Genomic DNA, 15306 nt, shown 5'->3' with positions numbered 1-15306 from the left:
CTCGGTGTCCCAGGACACCCCCGCGGCGCGGACGCGGTCGACCCGGGCCCGCGCCCAGCGCATGCGGCAGGCGGTCCCGCCGGAGTAGGCGGTGCCCCAGCCGGGCCGGGAGTCGTCGGCCAAGGGCCTCCACGAGACCCGGATCGGTTCACGGACACGCGTGCCGGTGATCCTCGTGGGACCGAGATCCGATCGCTGCAAGCCGAAACAGGTCGGTTGCCGACACTTTCCGAGGCCGGAACCGGCCGGACCCGGCGGCGGCCGAGTCCGGTGGTGCGGGTCCCGCGGGTCAGTGCGCGAGAGCGCGTACGGCGGTGGCGACCGCCGCGCCGCCCCGGGGGGACAGGGTGATCGTGTAGTGGTTGACGCCCTCCACGGTGGACTCCGCGATGCCGGGCAGCCACTCGGTGGCCCGGCCGGGCGGGTACAGCGGCAGGTCCGGCTCGTCCAGCATGCCGCGGGCCGCCCGAAGGAACACGGCGGGCACCGGCAGCGGCTCGGGGACCGCGCCGGGCAGGGCGTACACCTCGGGCGCGTCGGCGAGCGCGGCCTCCATCCGGCACGCGGCCTCGAACCGGTCGCCCAGGTCCACCAGGTCGTAGTCGGCGTAGGCGGCGCACGCCTCGGTCCACTCGGCGAAGGCCGGATGCGCGCGCCACAGGTCCCGCCCCTCCTCCCGGGTCGCGAACGTCCGCTCCAGCCGTGCCACGATCGGCCCCACCGTGCGTTCGACCGCCTCCCGTACGGTGCCCGCGCCCTCGGGCAGGGGGAGCGGCGCTCCCCCGTCCACCAGGACGAGCCGGTCCACCAGGTCCCGGTGGCGGCGGGCGGTCTCGGCCACGACGAACCCGCCCATCGAGTGCCCGGCCAGCAGGGCCGGCCCGCCGCCGTAGTACTCGATCACGGCGGCGAGGTCGTCGGCGTGCGCGGCCATGCCGTACGGCTCCGGCAGATCCCGGCTGCCGCCCCGGCCGCGCAGGTCCACCGCGACGAAGCGGTGGTCGCGCCCCAGGTCCGGGCCGAGCAGCGTCCACGCCAGGTGGGAGGAGGTGATGCCGTGGGCGGCGACGACCAGCGGCCCCCGCTCGCCCCACACCCCCGCCCGCAGCGCGCCGCCCCGGACGGGTACCCGCTCCCGCCGGTGGACCGGCTCCCGGCGGTGGACCGGCTCGCTCACCGGCCCGGCGCGCCGGCCGCGGCGCCCGTCACGTTGCCCGCCGTCGCTGTGCCCGCCGCCGTATCCGCCACGACGCGGGTCACGATCGCGGCGAAGTCGGCGGTGCGCTCGATGTGCGGGCTGTGCCCCACCCCTTCGTAGACGATCTCCTCGTAGGAGCCTCCGGCCTCGGCGTAGCGGTCGAGGACCGCCCTGGTCTCGGTGACCATCGGCTGGGGCGGGCAGAGCCCCTCACCCGGCCAGCCGGGAACGGCGCCGAGTTTGCCGAGGTAGGCCAGGTCGAACAGGGACGTGTCCGAGACGATCCGGTCGGCGTCGCCCCGCACCCAGATCACGTGCGGCTTGACGGGAACCGCGACCAGGTCGTCGGCGATGTCGAACCACTGCGGCGCCATGGCGTTGAGCACGCCGCGCCGGCCGGCTCCCGTACCCGGCCAGTCGTCGCAGGCGACCGCGTCGCCCGGGTAGTTGCCCTCGCCGGTCGCGGTGGACAGGACCGTGTCGAGCAGCGGTTCCTCGTCCGCGCCCAGGCTCGCCGGATCGGCCACGTAGTACGTGCGCAGGATCGTCCGGGGACTGGCGGGCGAGTCGTCGCCGCGGTCACCGGCCTCCAGGCGGGCCACGAAGTCGGGGTTGGCCGCGCCCGCCCCGCCCAGGCCGAAGCCGTACGGCGACAGCGGCGCCTCCAGGAGCAGCGCGGCGACCCGCTCGGGGGCGTCGATCAGAAGCTGCATCGCCACGCCGCCGCCCATGGAGTGGGCCACCACGGCCGGGCGGGTGCCGGCCGGGAAGACCTCCTCCGCGTCCAGCAGCGCGGCCAGGTCGTCGGCGAAGTCGCGCAGCCCGCGGGTGGCGTCGACCGGAGCGGCGTCGGTGCTTCCGTAACCGCGCAGGTCGGGCGCGACGATCCGCCAGTGCTCGGGCAGCAGCCGTACCAGCGGCTCCCAGAACGCCGCGGAGGAGCAGTTGCCGTGGACCAGCAGCACGGGCGGGCCGTCGACGGGTCCGCGGACCAGGAGGTTGTGCCGCAGACCACGAACAGTGAGTTCCATGCACGGATCCTGCCAAGGAGGGCTCCGGCCGGCAGTGTGGTCCGGCGACATATTTCTCTCCGCCGCGTGTCGGCCGGCTCTGCATCCGGCGCGCCCCGGCCGTTTCGGGCCCAGCCGGCGGAAAGGCCCGCCCGGCGCAGCCCGGGGCCGCCCCGAGCGTGGCGTGCCGGCTGTGGGCCCGCGCCGATCTTCCCGCCTGGTGCGCACGTGATGCGGCACAGGCCTACCAGGTGTGCCCTGCTGCGCTCCGCAGCGAGCCGGAACACCTCCTGCCCGCGGCGGGGAGGCCCCCGACGAGGATGACGCCCGCCTGCTGCGCTGGCTCATCGAGGCCGGCGGGTGACCGCTGCGGTGCTCGCCCGCCGTCCTGATCACCGTTGCCGGCGACGGCGCTGGACCGACTCGTCGCCCGGGCGCGCCTGTGGCGTGCAGGAACGTCTCCTCCGGGGTGCGGGACGTCCCGGACAGCAGAAGATCATCTGGCACGGCTGCCGGACCGGTCCCGGAGACGGGCTCGGCGCCCAGCTGGATGCCGCCGGGGCGCGCTGCGCCGAGGTCACGGTCCCGCTGGACCGCGCCCGCCCGGACGGGCGCACCATCAAGGTCGCGATCTCCCGGCTGCAGGCCACCGACCCCGGGCACCGGCGCGGCGCGCTGCTGGTCAACCCCGGCGGACCCGGCGACCCCGGAAGGATCTACGCGCCGCTGCTCAAGGCGGCCGCCCCCGCGCTGGCGGCCCGCTACGACCTGATCGGGATGGACCCCCGGTTCACCGGGCGCAGCACCCCGGTCAACTGCCGCTGGCCCATCGGCGACTACCTGCGCTCGACCGGCCCCGACCGGCGCGCCTTCGACCGGATCGCCGCACAGGCCGAGGATCTGGCCGCCCGCTGCGCGGGGCAGCGGGAGTTGCTGCCCCACGCCTCGGCCCGCGCCACCGCCCGCGACACGGACGTGATCCGCGCCGCCCTCGGCGAGCCGAAGCTGTCCTACCTCGGCGGGTCCTACGGCACCTACCTGGGCGCGGTCTACCTGCAGCTGTTCCCCGGCCGCGCCGACCGCCCGCGTCCTGGCCACCGTGCACCGGATCGGCCGGGCCGCCGCCCGCGGGGCCGAGGTCACCCCGACCCGCTCCCCGGAGGAGGGGCTGACGTTCCTGTCCTCCCCGGAGGCGGACGGAGCCGGCAGCGCGCGGATGGCGATCACCTGCGCGGACGGGCCGGCCTCCCGTGATGTCGGCACCTGCTACCGCGACATCCAGGCCCACCGCGCCGACGAGCCCCTGTTCGGCCCGCTGACCCGCGCCATGAACCTGCCCTGCGCGTTCTGGCCGGCCTCCCCCGCGGAACCTCCCACCCGGATCCGCAACGACGTCCCGGCCCTGATCGTCGGGGCCTCCGGCGATCCCAAGACCCCCTACCCGGGGCAGCGGGCGAGGCGCCGGGCCCTGAGCGGCTCCCGCATGGTCACCGTGCGCGGCGCCTTCCGCCACCTGGTGTCCGGGGTGTTCGCCTCCACCCCCAGCGCCTGCGTCGACGGCGCCGTCCACCGCTACCTGCTCGACGGCGTCCTGCCCGCCGGGGACACCACCTGCCCCGACGTGACCGCCCGGTAGCCGCACCGGGACTCCGGGCCACGCTGCCGGCCTTTTCCCGGGATGACGCGGGCGCGGCGCCGCTCGCCTGCGGTCACCAGGGCGGACCGGTGGACCTCCTTGTTCGGGTGCGGGCGCAGCGCGTCGCGGCTCAGCCTGCGGCCCGGTCGCCGGGCAGGCGGCGCCGGTTCGCGGGGTCCATCAGGGCGGGCGGCCGCCAGGCGCCGTCGGCCCGGTACAGGTCCGTGCCCGGCGGCACGATCTCGTCGATCCGGTCGAGGGTCGCGTCGTCGAGTGCGAGGGAGGCGCCCTTGAGGGTGGCGTCCAGCTGCTCCATGGTGCGCGGGCCGACGATGACCGACGTGACCGCCGGGTGTGCCGCTGGGAAGGCGACGGCGAGTTCGGGCAGTGTGCAGCCGATGCCCGTCGCGAGTTCGACGAGCCGCTCCACGGCGTCGAACTTGACGGCGTTCTCGGGGATCGAGGGGTCGAAGCGGTCCGGGTTGATCGACGGGCGGCCGGTGGACAGGTCGACGGGCTGTCCCTTCCTGTACCTGCCCGACAGGAAGCCCGCCGCCAGCGGGCTCCAGGTCAGCACGCCCATGCCGTACCGCCGGCACACCGGCAGCACGTCGGCCTCGACGCCGCGGGCCAGCAGCGAGTACGGCGGCTGCTCGGTCCTGAAGCGCTGCAGGGCGCGCCGCTCGGCCACGTGGTGCGCCTCGGCGATGTCGGCGGCCGGGAACGTCGAACAGCCGAACGCCCGGATCTTGCCCTGCGTGACCAGGTCGCCCAGCACGCCGAGCGTCTCCTCGATGTCGGTCGCGGGGTCGGGGCGGTGGACCTGGTAGAGGTCGATCCAGTCGGTCCGCAGGCGCCGGAGGCTCTCCTCGACCGCCCTGGTGATCCACCGTCGTGAGTTCCCGCTCCTGTTGCGGCCCTCCCCCATCGGGAAGTGCACCTTGGTGGCGAGCACGACGTCGTCGCGCCGGCCGCGCAGCGCCTTGCCGACGATCTCCTCCGACTCTCCGCCCGAGTACATGTCGGCCGTGTCGATGAAGTTGATCCCGTGGTGCAGGGCGTGGTGGACGATGCGGGCGCAGTCGTCGTGGTCGGGGTTGCCGACCGCGCCGAACATCATGGCGCCCAGGCAGTGGACGCTCACCTCGATGCCGGTGCCGCCGAGAACGCGGTAACGCATGATCAGGCTCCTGGAGGAGGTCAGGGGACGCCGGAACGGCCCCGCCGGATGGCCGGGGCCGGACATGCATCGGAGCCTACGAGCTGGAGCCGACTCCAGATCAAGTGCCGGCGTGGGCGGCATGCCGCGGACGGACCGGGCGGAGGCGCGTGCTCGGCCGGCCGCGGCAGAAGCCGTCGTGACCGGTGGCGGCCGCCAGCTCGGCGACATCGCCTGTCGCCGCCTGCAGGGCTGCGGAGAGCAGATGCGCGGAGCCGTTGTCGTAGGAGAAGACCTCGCCGGGCGGATACCGGCCGGGTACCGCGAGCAGCGCGTCGACCCAGCTCCCCGGCCGCCCCATCACCCGATCGATGTCCTCCAGCCCGCCGCAGTGCGCTCCGCCGGTCATGGACAGCAGGTGCCGTACCGTGGCGTCGCGCCGCGCGGACGGCACCCGTTCTCCGAGCAGCTCGCCCAAGGTGGCGTCCAGCGACACCCGGCCGTCCCGGACGGCCAGCAGGGTCACGGTCGCCAGCACCGACTTCGTCACAGAGAACACGTCCGCCGGTTCGTCCAGCCCGCGGACGCCGAACGCGTGGGCGGCGACCGTCTCGCCGTCGCGTACGACCACAAGGTGCCCGACATGGGCGAGCCGGGGCTCGCGCAGCCGCCGCGGAGCCGCACCGACGTGGTCTGCCGGCCGAACCTGTGTCATCCGTCGTGCTCCCGAGGAGTGAGGCGGGCCGGACGGTCGCAGGCCCGTGCCATGCGGTAGGCGATCTTTCTCGTGCCCTCCCGCACGCAGGATGGCCGGCAACCGTCTTTCGCGCCCTGCCGCCGCGTGGGGGATCAGATCTTAATCCTGAGCACCGGGGCTCGAAACACCCGCCGGCGGCCGTCGGGTGCGGGCGATCCGGGAGGCGCCGGCCCTTACGGCGCCGTGATCTGCGCCGGGCCGGGTCCGGACCCCTGCGGCCTGTTCCCGCTGAAGTCCTTGCGCGCCTGCTCGACGAACTCCCGGAGGGTCATCGGCCGCTTCCCGGGCACCGGCGACATGGTCAGCGCGTCGACGGGGCCGAGGTAGAGATAGCCGTCCGCCCAGGCCTTGTCGAACTCCGGGAGGACGGCCATGAGGTCGTGGCAGTTCCCGTCGCGGAGGATGGCCGCCAGTTCCCGGTCCTCCTTCAGGGATCGCATGCCGGGGGCCGGCCAGGAGGCGAGGTGGGCCTCCAGTCTCCGGTTGCAGTCCGGTTCGGCGAGCCCGTTGTGGATCCGGACGGCGTACGTCCGGCCAGGATGGCGGGCGTCCAGCAGCTGGCGGACGTTCCGGCCGGGGGCCGGCGGGGGCGGCGGTGCGTCGTCGTCTCCGCCGGACCTCTGCGGGAGCGGAGACGCACCGCCGTCGGTCCTGGTGATGGGACCTCCGGACTCCCCCGGTTCGGGGAAGGGGAACCCGCCGGGCATGAGGTGGAAGTCGCCCATGATGGCGAGGACGGTCTCGCCTCGGTCGGCCACCGCCGTGACGACGCCGGCGAAGTGCCTATCCCGCTCCGGAGGGGTGCGGAGCGGGGAGGCCGGATCGTTGGGCGGGTCGCCGAGCCAGACCCTGAGCCGCCGCCGCGGCGGCAGGCCGGCGTTCGCCCGGCGCACGGCCGTGTAGAAGCGGCCGTACATCTCGGGCATGGGCTGGTCTCCGAAACCGACGGTGGTCGTCCACACCTTGGCGAGTTCACCGGCGTCCACCTCGCCGCCGGACACGTAACGGTCCACGAGCTCCTGGTAGTAGGCGTTGCCGAACTCCACCACGATGTTGCGGCAGTGGTCGGGGAACCCGGGGCTGGTGACGAGGGTCCGGTAGAAGTCGCCGAGCTGGGCGAGCCCGTGGAAGTCGCCGATCGTGACGATCCGATGGCTCGCGAACCGGGCGAGGATCGCCGTGACGGCCTGGGGAGCGGCCGTCCCCCCGGCGGTCCCCCCGGCGGTCCGGGCCGGCGAGGGGGTCTGGCGTCTGTCCGATCCGCAGGCGGCGGCGCCCACGCCCGCCGCGAGCAGGGCGGGCAGGTATCGGGTCAGCAGGGAACGGCGTGTGCATGGCCGCATGGGTGATCCTCCGGGAGCAGGGGTCGCTGTACGGCCGGGCGGGCCGCGAGCGGCGCACCGGCCACTGCCATGACTACAGGGCGGCGTGTTCGGGCAGCGTTGGCCGCCGGGCCCGGAGAGGCCGGAGAACCTTACGTTCACTGAATCATCGCGGCGCTAGATTCCGGCCCGTGCGGGTTCTGGTGGTGGAGGACGAAGAGATCATGGCCGAGGCGGTCGGGGCCGGGCTGCGCCGGCACGGGTTCGCGGTCGACGTCGCCCTGGACGGCGTCGGCGGTCTGGAGCGGGCCCTGGGGCAGCGATACGACGTGATCGTGCTGGACCGCGACCTTCCCGGCATGCACGGGGACGAGGTCTGCCGCCGCGTCGTGGCCGGCCGTACCGGCGCCCGGGTCCTCATGCTCACCGCGGCGGGCGGCCTGAGCGACCGTGTCGCCGGCTTGAACCTCGGCGCCGACGATTATCTGCCGAAACCCTTCGCGTTCGCCGAGGTCATCGCCCGGATCGACGCTCTCGCCCGGCGCGGCGCGGCGATCCGGCCCCCCGTGCTCGAGATCGGCGACCTGACCGTGGACACGCCCCGGCGCCGGGTCGTACGGGGTGGGCGGGCGGTGAACCTCACGGCCAAGGAGTTCGGCGTCCTGGCCGTGCTGGCGGCGGAGCCCGAGGTGATCGTGAGCGCCGAGGAACTGCTCGAACGGGTGTGGGACGAGAACGCCGACCCCTTCACGAACGCGGTGCGCGTCACGATGGTCGGCCTGCGCCGCAAGCTGGGCGACCCACCGATCATCGAGACGGTCCGCGCGGCCGGGTACCGTCTCCTGCCCGGCCCGGTGACCGGGTCGTGAACCCGGTGAACCTGGTGACCGCGGTGCGCCTGCGGCCCTCGATCCGGCTGCGCCTCCCCGTGTTCTACACCGGCCTGGTCCTGCTGGCGGGGGCCGCGGTGCTCGCGGTGAACTACTCGCTGGTCGCCTCCCGGCTACCCGTACGGCTGGACGCCGCGTCCGGGCCGCCCTCCTCCTCCGGAGAGATCGTCGTCAGGGACGGCCGCCCCGTCAGCGCGTCCGGCACCGCCCGGGTCCGGCGAACCGTCGCGGACAGCGCCGTGGCCAGACGCGACCGGACGCTCGAGGAACTGCTGCGACAGTCGATCGCCACGCTCGCAGTCACGGCCGTCGTGACGCTCGTGGCGGGGCGGCTGGTGGTCGGCCGCGTCCTGCGGACCGTCCAGCGGATCACCACCACCGCCCGCCGCCTGTCGGAGCACGACCTGAGCCGGCGGATCGGCCTCGACGGGCCCGACGACGAGCTGCGCGAACTCGCCGACACCTTCGACGCCATGCTCGCCCGGCTCCAGCGCGCCTTCGACGAGGAGCGGCGCCTCATCGCCGACATCGCCCACGAGCTGCGGACCCCCCTCGCCAACCAGCGAACCGTACTGGAGGTCGGGCTGGACGACCCGGGGGCCACGCTCGCCGATATGCGGCAGACGAGCGAACGCGCGCTGACCCAGACCATCCGCACGCAGCAGCTCGTCGAACGCCTCCTGCTGCTGGCCTGCGCCGAGCACGCGTCGCCGGGAGAGGAACCGGTGGACCTGGCCCGGCTCACCCGGCACGTGCTCGACGCGACGCCCGCTCCGCCGGGCCTGGAGATCCGGGCCGACCTGGAGCCGGTCACCGTTGCCGGCGACCCGATCCTGATCGAGGCGCTGCTCGTCAACCTGGTGACCAACGCCGTCAGGCACAACCGCGCGGACGGCACGGTGGACGTCGCCCTGCGGCCCACGCCGGACGGCGCCGAGCTGGTCGTCGTCAACTCGGGAGACCGGATCGAGCCGGAGCAGGTGGCGGAGCTCTTCCAGCCCTTCCGGCGCCACCGGCCTGACCGCACCCGCTCCGGCGACGGGGTCGGCCTGGGACTGCCCATCGTCGCCGCCATCGCCTCGGCCCACGGCGGCCGGGTCCGTGCCGAACCGGGCCCGCAGGGCGGTCTCCGCGTCACCATGGAGCTTCCGGCGGCGCGTCAGGCGGGGCGGGTGGACGTGCTCCGCTCCTGACCATGGTCGTGGGAGGCGGTCGCCGTTCCGGCGTGCGCCGTGGTCTCCCGCATCGCGCGCGCCAGGGCGGAGATCCCGACAGCCAGGGCGGTGCGCTCCCGATCGTCGAGCCGGGCCAGGATCCGCGCATGGCGTTCATGCAGGTGCTCTTCGATGTGATCGGCGACGGCCCGGCCTTCCGCGGTGAGCGCGAGCCGGTAGTAGCGCCGGTTGGCCGGGTCTCGCTCCCTGGTCAGCCAGCCCCGCCGCTCCAGGCCTGCCAGCAGACGGCTGGCGCTGCTCTTCTCCAGCTGCAGGCGGGTCGCGATGTGCTGCTGATGCACCGTGCCCGCCCGGTTGAGTTCGACGAGCGCCCATCCTTCGCTGAGCGACAGCGCCAGGCCGGGGAGCACGGAGTCGGCTCGCTGGAGCCCCATCTCGATCAGCAGGTCGGTGAGGAGAGACCCGAGATCTTCAGGGCCCAGCTTTCCTTCCACGCCACCCACCTCCATAGTTGCAAGCCACAACTCTATCTCTGTATTCTGAGTTGTATCTTACAACTCTCTGGAGCGACTCCATGGCCATCGCCGAATTCGGACACGACGAGATCCCGCGTACGCGCCTCAAGGTGATCGGCAGGACGACCGCGGCGTCCGGCGGCGTGCTCTTCCTGCTGGGCGTCGTGCTCCATCCGGCCCGCGACGGCGCGGGCATCCGCTCCGCCGGAGACGTCTACGGCCTCACCCACGACGTCCAGGCGCTCGGACTGCTGCTGCTCGCGGTGAGCCTGGCGTCCGGATACGCCGTCAACTTCCAACGGCTCGGCCGGAAGGCGATTCCGACCGTCCTCACGGCCATGATCGGTCATCTTCTCTGGTTCGCCCTCATCGTCATCGACGGCTCGCGCAACCCCGTGGTGGCCCACTACGCCCCCGACGTCGTGCACACCCCCGCGGACCTGAACGCCGGCGTGGCCGCTGTCGTACTGCCGGCGCTGCTGCTGTTCCCCCTGGGATACGCGCTGCTGGGACGCCTCCTGATGCGGCAGGGCGCGAAGTGGCCCGGCCTGTTGATCGGGACGGGGGCCGTCGTCTACACGGCCGGAGGACTGACGATCTTCGCCGCCGGGCCGCACTCCCCCATCGTGCAGATCATCGAAGTCGCCGGCGCCGTGCCTTACACGCTGGGGTTCGTCATGATCAGCCTCAGACGCGCCTCCATCGCCGCCTGACCACGTTCAAGGACTCGTACGCCGGCGGCGAGGCCCACCGGCCCGCCCGCCGTCGCCCAGGCCATGAAGCAGGCCGGCCCGTCCACCGGCCCCGGCCCATCATGGAGCAGGCCGGCCCGTCCACCGGCCCCGGCCCATCATGGAGCAGGCCGGCCCGTCCACCGGCCCCGGCCCATCACCCCGCGCTCCGCCATGCCGCCGGCCCCGTTCCGTCGCGTCCCGCTGACGACACGGCCGCGGCGGGAGCACCCCTGACGCGTTCGCTCGCCCACGAGTGGAGAAACACCCGATGACCTCTACCGCCGACCGCGGCAGCGCTGCCGAGCAAGGCCCCGGAACGCCCACCGGACGCCCGGCGGTCTGGGCCGCGTTGCGCCCGCTGGTGCTGCGGCTGCACTTCTACGCGGGCGTCCTCGTCGCCCCCTTCCTGCTCGTCGCCGCCGGCTCCGGCCTGCTGTACGCCGCCTCCTTCCAGATCGAGCAGGTCGTCTACCGGCACGAGCTCACCGCACCCGCCGGCCCGACCACCCTCCCCCTGAGCCGGCAGGTCGAGGCCGCCCGGGCGGCACAGCCCCAGGGCACGATCACGGCGGTGCGCCCCGCCGCCGAGCCCGGCCACACCACCCGGGTGCTGATGGACCGGCCCGGGCTGCCCGAGAGCACGCGACTGGCCGTCTTCGTCGATCCCCACACCGGCCGGGTACGCGGCCGGCTGGAGAGCTACGGCGACGTGGGAGCGCTGCCCGTACGGGCCTGGATCTCCAACCTCCACCGCGACCTGCACCTCGGCGAGCCCGGAGGGATCTACAGCGAGCTGGCCGCCGGCTGGCTGTGGGTGGTCGCGCTCGGCGGTCTGGCACTGTGGGTCACCCGGCGCCGCCGCGAGAAGCGCCGGCTCCTGCTCCCCGACCGTGCCGCCCGCGGGGCGCGCCGCACCCTGTCCTGGCACGGCTCGGTCGGCCTGTGGGCGGTGCCGGGCCTGCTGTTCCTGTCCGTCACCGGCCTGAGTGTGACGCTCGGCTGGACGACCGCTCCGTCGATCAGCCCCCAGGGCGGCGGCCACGCCACGTACACGGGCGCGGGAGAGCACCGTGCCGCCACGGCCGACGTCGGCGTGGACCGCATCGCCCGGGCCGCCGCGGACAAGGGCCTGTCCGGTCCGCTGGAGATCGTCTGGCCCGGCGCCCCCGGCGACCCCTACCTCGTCAAGGAGATCGACAAGACCGCGCCCACCCGGCTGGACCAGGTCACCGTCGACGCCGCCACCGGCCAGGTGACCGGCGAGCTGCGCTTCGCCGACTACCCGCTCGCCGCCAAACTCCTCCGGTGGGGCGTCGACGGGCACATGGGGCTGCTGTTCGGCCCGGCCAACCAGATCCTGCTGGCCGCGCTGGCCATCGCCCTGATCACCCTCATCGTGCTCGGCTACCGCATGTGGTGGCTACGGCGGCCCACCCGCGGCTTCGGCGAGCCGTACCCTCGGGGCGGCTGGCGGCAGGTGCACTGGACCGTGCTGGCGCCGCTGGGCCTGCTCACCGTCGCCGCCGGGATCTTCGTGCCCCTGATGGGGGTCTCGCTGGTGCTCTTCCTGGTGGTCGACGCCCTGCTCGGACTCCGTTCCCGAAGGGCCGCCCGCAGGGCAGCGGGGCGGAGCTGACGGCGGCGCCGCCGGGCTGCGGCCGATGTTCCACCGCCGCCTGCTCCGCGATCACGGGACACCACCCGTCCGCTCCGAAGCCGTGATCCACGTAGTCGTGACCGGCATCCCGTCCCGCCGCCCCACCGGCGGATCCACCCCGACCCGGCACGGTGCCTGAAACGGATCCGACGGAACTCACAGGATCGGACACACTTCTTGAACAGATTGTTCACAACTATGAGTTGACAACGGATCATGCACCGATCATCCTGGTCGCATGTCGATGACTCCCGCGCAGCCCGCCGACCCTTTCACCCCCCTGCATCCGGAGCAGGCGCGAGCGCACCGCGAATACGCGTCGCTTCTGCGCATCACCGAGCGGCACGCGGCCACCGACGCGCAACGGCGGCGGCAGACCCACTCCTCGCTCCTCGGACCGCACGAGGCCGTCAGGATCGTGTCGTTCCTGCTCAGCGGGGCGGTGCCGCCGGACGACGGCGAGCCGGAGGTGGACCAGGCCGACATCGTCGCGGCCCTGAGCCTCATCCCCCAGGCCCGCGCGCAGGCGGACGGTCTGGAGGCCGGGCTCATCCAGATGGCACGGGGCCGTGGCATGACCTGGCAGGAGATCGCCTTCGGTCTCGGGCTCGGCACCCCGCAGGCCGCCAGGCAGCGCTACGAACGACTGGCCGGACGGACCTCCACCGGCCCGCAGGATGAGCGGCCCTGAACCACTCCGGCGCCGCTCCGGCGGGCGGCGAGGCGCGAGGCCCATCGGCCCAGACCGGCATCGGCGGCACGACGTGGCGGACGCCCCTCTCAGGCGGATCACGACCGGTTTCAGGAGTCGTATTCGTCGTGCAGTCGCCACCAGTCGTAGGGCCGGCTCTGCGGCCAGCCCGCGGGTGAGTCCTCCCACGCCTCCCGCCGTCCGTACGGGGCCAGGTCGAGGAAGGTCCAGACGCTGCCGAGTCGTTCGACGCCTCGTCCGCTGGTGGCGTAGGTGCGGTAGACCTCCCGGCCGTCGCGGAGGAAGACGTTCAGCGCGAATCCGTCACCTGCCCCCATGTCCCGGTTGAAGTCGCCGTCCGGCGCGGAGTGCCACGGAATGGTCCAGCCCATGCGCCGCCTGTACGGCGTGATCTCGGCCAGCGGTCCGGTGGAGACCAGCGCCATGGAGACGTCGCGGGCGTGCAGGTGCGCCAGATGGCCGATGTTGTCGGTGAACATCGAGCAGCCTGGGCAGAAGTCGCGGGCTCCGTGCCACCTGCTGCTGGTGATGGTGCGCTGGGGGGACCGGTGGACGGCCGGGGCGTCAGGGCCGCCTGTGCTGTACCGGCACCATGCCTGCGGCCAGATCGGTCACGTGGAACTGCACTGCTCGGTCTGCGGGCAGCCGATGCGCGCGGCCGACGTCGACGTGCTGCCCGGCCCCGGATCCGGGGACGGCTCCGCGTAACCGGAGGCCGGGAGACGAAGGGCGGTTCGTGATCGACGCCGGTGGCCGCCGGCGGCGGGGTGAGAGGAGCGTTCGCCGCGCCCGCGCCCGGCCCGGGACCGTACGGCGGCCCGGGATCCGCGGACGTCGCGGATCCCGGGCCGCTCCGGACGGCCGGGGTCAGCCCAGGGCGCGCCGTCCGCCGACGAGCGGGAGCGTCACCGAGCTGTCGCCCGGCCTGACCTCGACGCGGGTCCCGGCCGGCAGGCGGAGGGTGAAGTCCCGGTCGGTGGAGAGCAGCACGACGCCGATCCGGTGCCCGGCCTTGAAGACGTGGTCGCCCGGCTGCAGGTCGAGGACGAAGTCGTAGAACCGTCCCTCGCGCAGCAGCTCGGTCCGGGCGGCCGAGTGCCGGTTGCGGACGTCGAGCCAGCCCCTGGTGACGATCTTGAAGGGGGCGGTGACGGGGACGTGCTCGGCCAGCCGGGCGCAGCCGGTGTCACCGGGCACGCCCTGGCCGTAGCAGACCGGGGTGGCCCCGTAGGCGACCCGCCCGTGGGCGCGGGCGTCGGTGCCGTAGTCGACCAGCAGCGCCGTCAGGTACGGCGAGCGCCCGGCGGAGAAGGCCGCCCTGACCTTGACCCGCGGTGTGCCGGACAGACGGGTGTCGGCGGCCAGCGGCTGCGACAGGTAGGCCAGCCGGTTCGGGTCGGCGGCGCCGTCGACGGCGGTCTCGGCGAGCTGCTCGGCGGTGCGGGCGGGGGCGTCGGTGAACGACTCGACCGCGTGGCCGCCCTTGCGGTGGTCGCGGTGGTGACCGCGCCCGGGGCTCAGCGCGCCGTCGCCCCCGCCGCCGTCCCCGCCGGAGCCCGCGGTCAGGTGCAGCCGCACGTCGCGGGTGCCGGGCAGCGGCCAGGTGGCGTGCTGCGCCCACTGGCCGGGACCGTGCTCCACGTCGGCCTGCGGCTCGTCCATGATGCCGTTGGGCAGGCCGTACAGGTGGTGGTCGAACCAGCGGTGCAGCTGGCGCAGCCACTCGGCGTTGCGGGAGGCGAAGTTGAACGGGTTGAAGTGCGCGCCCTGGTGGAGCCAGATCTTGCGCGGCACGCCCCGCTCCGCCAGCGCCTCCCACCACTGCACGGCCTGCCCGGTCTTGACGTTCCAGTCGTTGAGGCCGTGCACCAGGAAGACGCTCGCCCGCACCTTGCGCACGTCCTTCAGATAGTCGCGCTCGTGCCAGAAACGCGAGTAGTCGCCGGTGACCCGGTCCTGGTCGCGCCCGATCGCGTCCATCAGCGCGCCGCAGACCTCCTGCCCGTCCTGCCGGGTGAGCACGTAGCGGGCGAGCACGTCGGCGTCCTCGCCCTGGTAGCCGCCGGGGGCGACGACGCCGCCGCCCGCGCGGTAGTAGTCGTACCAGGAGGAGATCGCCGCGATCGGCACGATGGTCTTCAGGCCCGCCACCCCGGTCGCCGCGACGGCGTTGGGCAGGGTGCCGTTGTAGGAGACGCCGATCATGCCGACGTTCCCGGTGGACCAGTCGGCCCGCACCTCGTTCCCGGCCGCGTCGTAGCCCTTCGCCCGGCCGTTCAGCCAGTCGACGGCGGCCTTCGGGCCGGCGGTCTCGTTGGGCAGGCCGGTGGTCGGGCAGCCGGTGGACCGGCCCGATCCCAGGCTCTCCACCAGGGCGACCGCGTACCCGCGCGGCACGAAGTAGTTGTCGTACTTCCAACGCCGATTCCCCGACCTGCGGCTACCTCCCCAAAACCGTTCCTGAGCTGGGAAAACCTTTCTGGCTGTGTTCGGCTGTCATTGGCTCTGTTCGGCACTTACACGGCCCACAGACGGGCCAGG

The 15306-nt window shown here is 73.8% G+C and carries 15 protein-coding genes and 1 pseudogene; 8 read left to right on the top strand and 8 right to left on the bottom strand.

Features of this window, described 5'->3' with window-relative positions; translation table 11 throughout:
* Positions 1–289: 289 nt before the first annotated feature.
* Positions 290–1177: an alpha/beta fold hydrolase gene (locus ACFOWE_RS24455; RefSeq protein ID WP_377291675.1), complete on the bottom strand. Its 888-nt coding sequence runs from the start codon at positions 1175–1177 to the stop codon at positions 290–292.
* Entirely contained in the window at positions 1174–2229 is a 1056-nt protein-coding gene (locus tag ACFOWE_RS24450; protein ID WP_377291673.1) for an alpha/beta hydrolase, read from the bottom strand. Before ACFOWE_RS24450 ends, ACFOWE_RS24455 begins: the two co-directional genes overlap by 4 nt.
* A gap of 426 nt (positions 2230–2655) precedes the next feature.
* Between ACFOWE_RS24450 and ACFOWE_RS24445 the strand changes: the two genes are divergently transcribed.
* Both ACFOWE_RS24445 and ACFOWE_RS24440 read left to right on the top strand, forming a co-directional pair.
* Positions 2656–3462, top strand: a complete 807-nt coding sequence (locus ACFOWE_RS24445; protein WP_377291671.1) for an alpha/beta fold hydrolase — start codon at positions 2656–2658, stop codon at positions 3460–3462.
* On the top strand, positions 3425–3844 hold the full coding sequence (locus ACFOWE_RS24440; RefSeq protein WP_377291669.1) for an alpha/beta hydrolase: 420 nt from the start codon (positions 3425–3427) through the stop codon (positions 3842–3844). The genes ACFOWE_RS24445 and ACFOWE_RS24440 overlap by 38 nt, the downstream gene beginning before the upstream one ends.
* Positions 3845–3974: 130 nt before the next feature.
* Here ACFOWE_RS24440 and ACFOWE_RS24435 read toward each other — a convergent pair whose 3' ends face one another.
* The 3 genes from ACFOWE_RS24435 to ACFOWE_RS24425 form a co-directional block, all read right to left on the bottom strand.
* Positions 3975–5024, bottom strand: coding sequence for an aldo/keto reductase (locus ACFOWE_RS24435; protein WP_377291667.1), 1050 nt, complete (start codon positions 5022–5024; stop codon positions 3975–3977).
* 100 nt (positions 5025–5124) lie between these two features.
* A complete protein-coding gene (locus tag ACFOWE_RS24430; RefSeq protein WP_377291665.1) occupies positions 5125–5718 on the bottom strand; it encodes a serine hydrolase domain-containing protein in 594 nt (197 codons plus the stop codon).
* Positions 5719–5933: 215 nt separating this feature from the next.
* Positions 5934–7103: a hypothetical protein gene (locus tag ACFOWE_RS24425; protein WP_377291663.1), complete on the bottom strand. Its 1170-nt coding sequence runs from the start codon at positions 7101–7103 to the stop codon at positions 5934–5936.
* 170 nt (positions 7104–7273) lie between these two features.
* Here ACFOWE_RS24425 and ACFOWE_RS24420 point away from each other — a divergent pair, with 170 nt between their 5' ends.
* Together ACFOWE_RS24420 and ACFOWE_RS24415 are read left to right on the top strand one after the other, a co-directional pair.
* Positions 7274–7951, top strand: a complete 678-nt coding sequence (locus tag ACFOWE_RS24420) for a response regulator transcription factor (protein ID WP_377291661.1) — start codon at positions 7274–7276, stop codon at positions 7949–7951.
* Complete coding sequence (locus tag ACFOWE_RS24415) at positions 7948–9165, top strand: sensor histidine kinase (RefSeq protein WP_377291659.1); 1218 nt, start codon at positions 7948–7950, stop codon at positions 9163–9165. Before ACFOWE_RS24420 ends, ACFOWE_RS24415 begins: the two co-directional genes overlap by 4 nt.
* On the opposite strand, the gene ACFOWE_RS24410 is transcribed toward ACFOWE_RS24415, so the two are convergent.
* Complete coding sequence (locus tag ACFOWE_RS24410) at positions 9132–9641, bottom strand: MarR family winged helix-turn-helix transcriptional regulator (RefSeq protein ID WP_377291657.1); 510 nt, start codon at positions 9639–9641, stop codon at positions 9132–9134. The two genes, ACFOWE_RS24415 and ACFOWE_RS24410, sit on opposite strands and share 34 nt — an antisense overlap.
* Positions 9642–9721: 80 nt before the next feature.
* Between ACFOWE_RS24410 and ACFOWE_RS24405 the strand changes: the two genes are divergently transcribed.
* The 3 genes from ACFOWE_RS24405 to ACFOWE_RS24395 all read left to right on the top strand — a co-directional run bounded on the left by ACFOWE_RS24405 (position 9722) and on the right by ACFOWE_RS24395 (position 12744).
* Positions 9722–10375, top strand: coding sequence for a hypothetical protein (locus ACFOWE_RS24405; protein WP_377291655.1), 654 nt, complete (start codon positions 9722–9724; stop codon positions 10373–10375).
* A gap of 289 nt (positions 10376–10664) precedes the next feature.
* Positions 10665–12032: a PepSY-associated TM helix domain-containing protein gene (locus tag ACFOWE_RS24400; RefSeq protein WP_377291653.1), complete on the top strand. Its 1368-nt coding sequence runs from the start codon at positions 10665–10667 to the stop codon at positions 12030–12032.
* 259 nt (positions 12033–12291) lie between these two features.
* Positions 12292–12744, top strand: coding sequence for a DNA-binding protein (locus ACFOWE_RS24395; protein ID WP_377291651.1), 453 nt, complete (start codon positions 12292–12294; stop codon positions 12742–12744).
* A 110-nt stretch (positions 12745–12854) separates the two neighbouring features.
* On the opposite strand, the gene ACFOWE_RS24390 is transcribed toward ACFOWE_RS24395, so the two are convergent.
* Entirely contained in the window at positions 12855–13244 is a 390-nt protein-coding gene (locus ACFOWE_RS24390) for a DUF899 family protein (protein ID WP_377291649.1), read from the bottom strand.
* On the opposite strand from ACFOWE_RS24390, the gene ACFOWE_RS24385 reads away from it, so the two are divergent.
* On the top strand, positions 13237–13473 hold the full coding sequence (locus tag ACFOWE_RS24385; RefSeq protein WP_377291647.1) for a hypothetical protein: 237 nt from the start codon (positions 13237–13239) through the stop codon (positions 13471–13473). The two genes, ACFOWE_RS24390 and ACFOWE_RS24385, sit on opposite strands and share 8 nt — an antisense overlap.
* A 159-nt stretch (positions 13474–13632) precedes the next feature.
* Here the strand turns inward: ACFOWE_RS24385 and ACFOWE_RS24380 are convergent.
* Positions 13633–15180: pseudogene (locus ACFOWE_RS24380) on the bottom strand (Xaa-Pro dipeptidyl-peptidase); the annotation flags it as partial.
* Between the last annotated feature and the right edge of the window lie 126 nt (positions 15181–15306).

Source organism: Planomonospora corallina (assembly GCF_042650625.1).
Classification (GTDB): Bacteria; Actinomycetota; Actinomycetes; order Streptosporangiales; family Streptosporangiaceae; genus Planomonospora_B; species Planomonospora_B corallina.
Note: the sequence above shows the minus strand (reverse complement) of the source record. Positions and strands in the feature narration are given on the sequence as shown.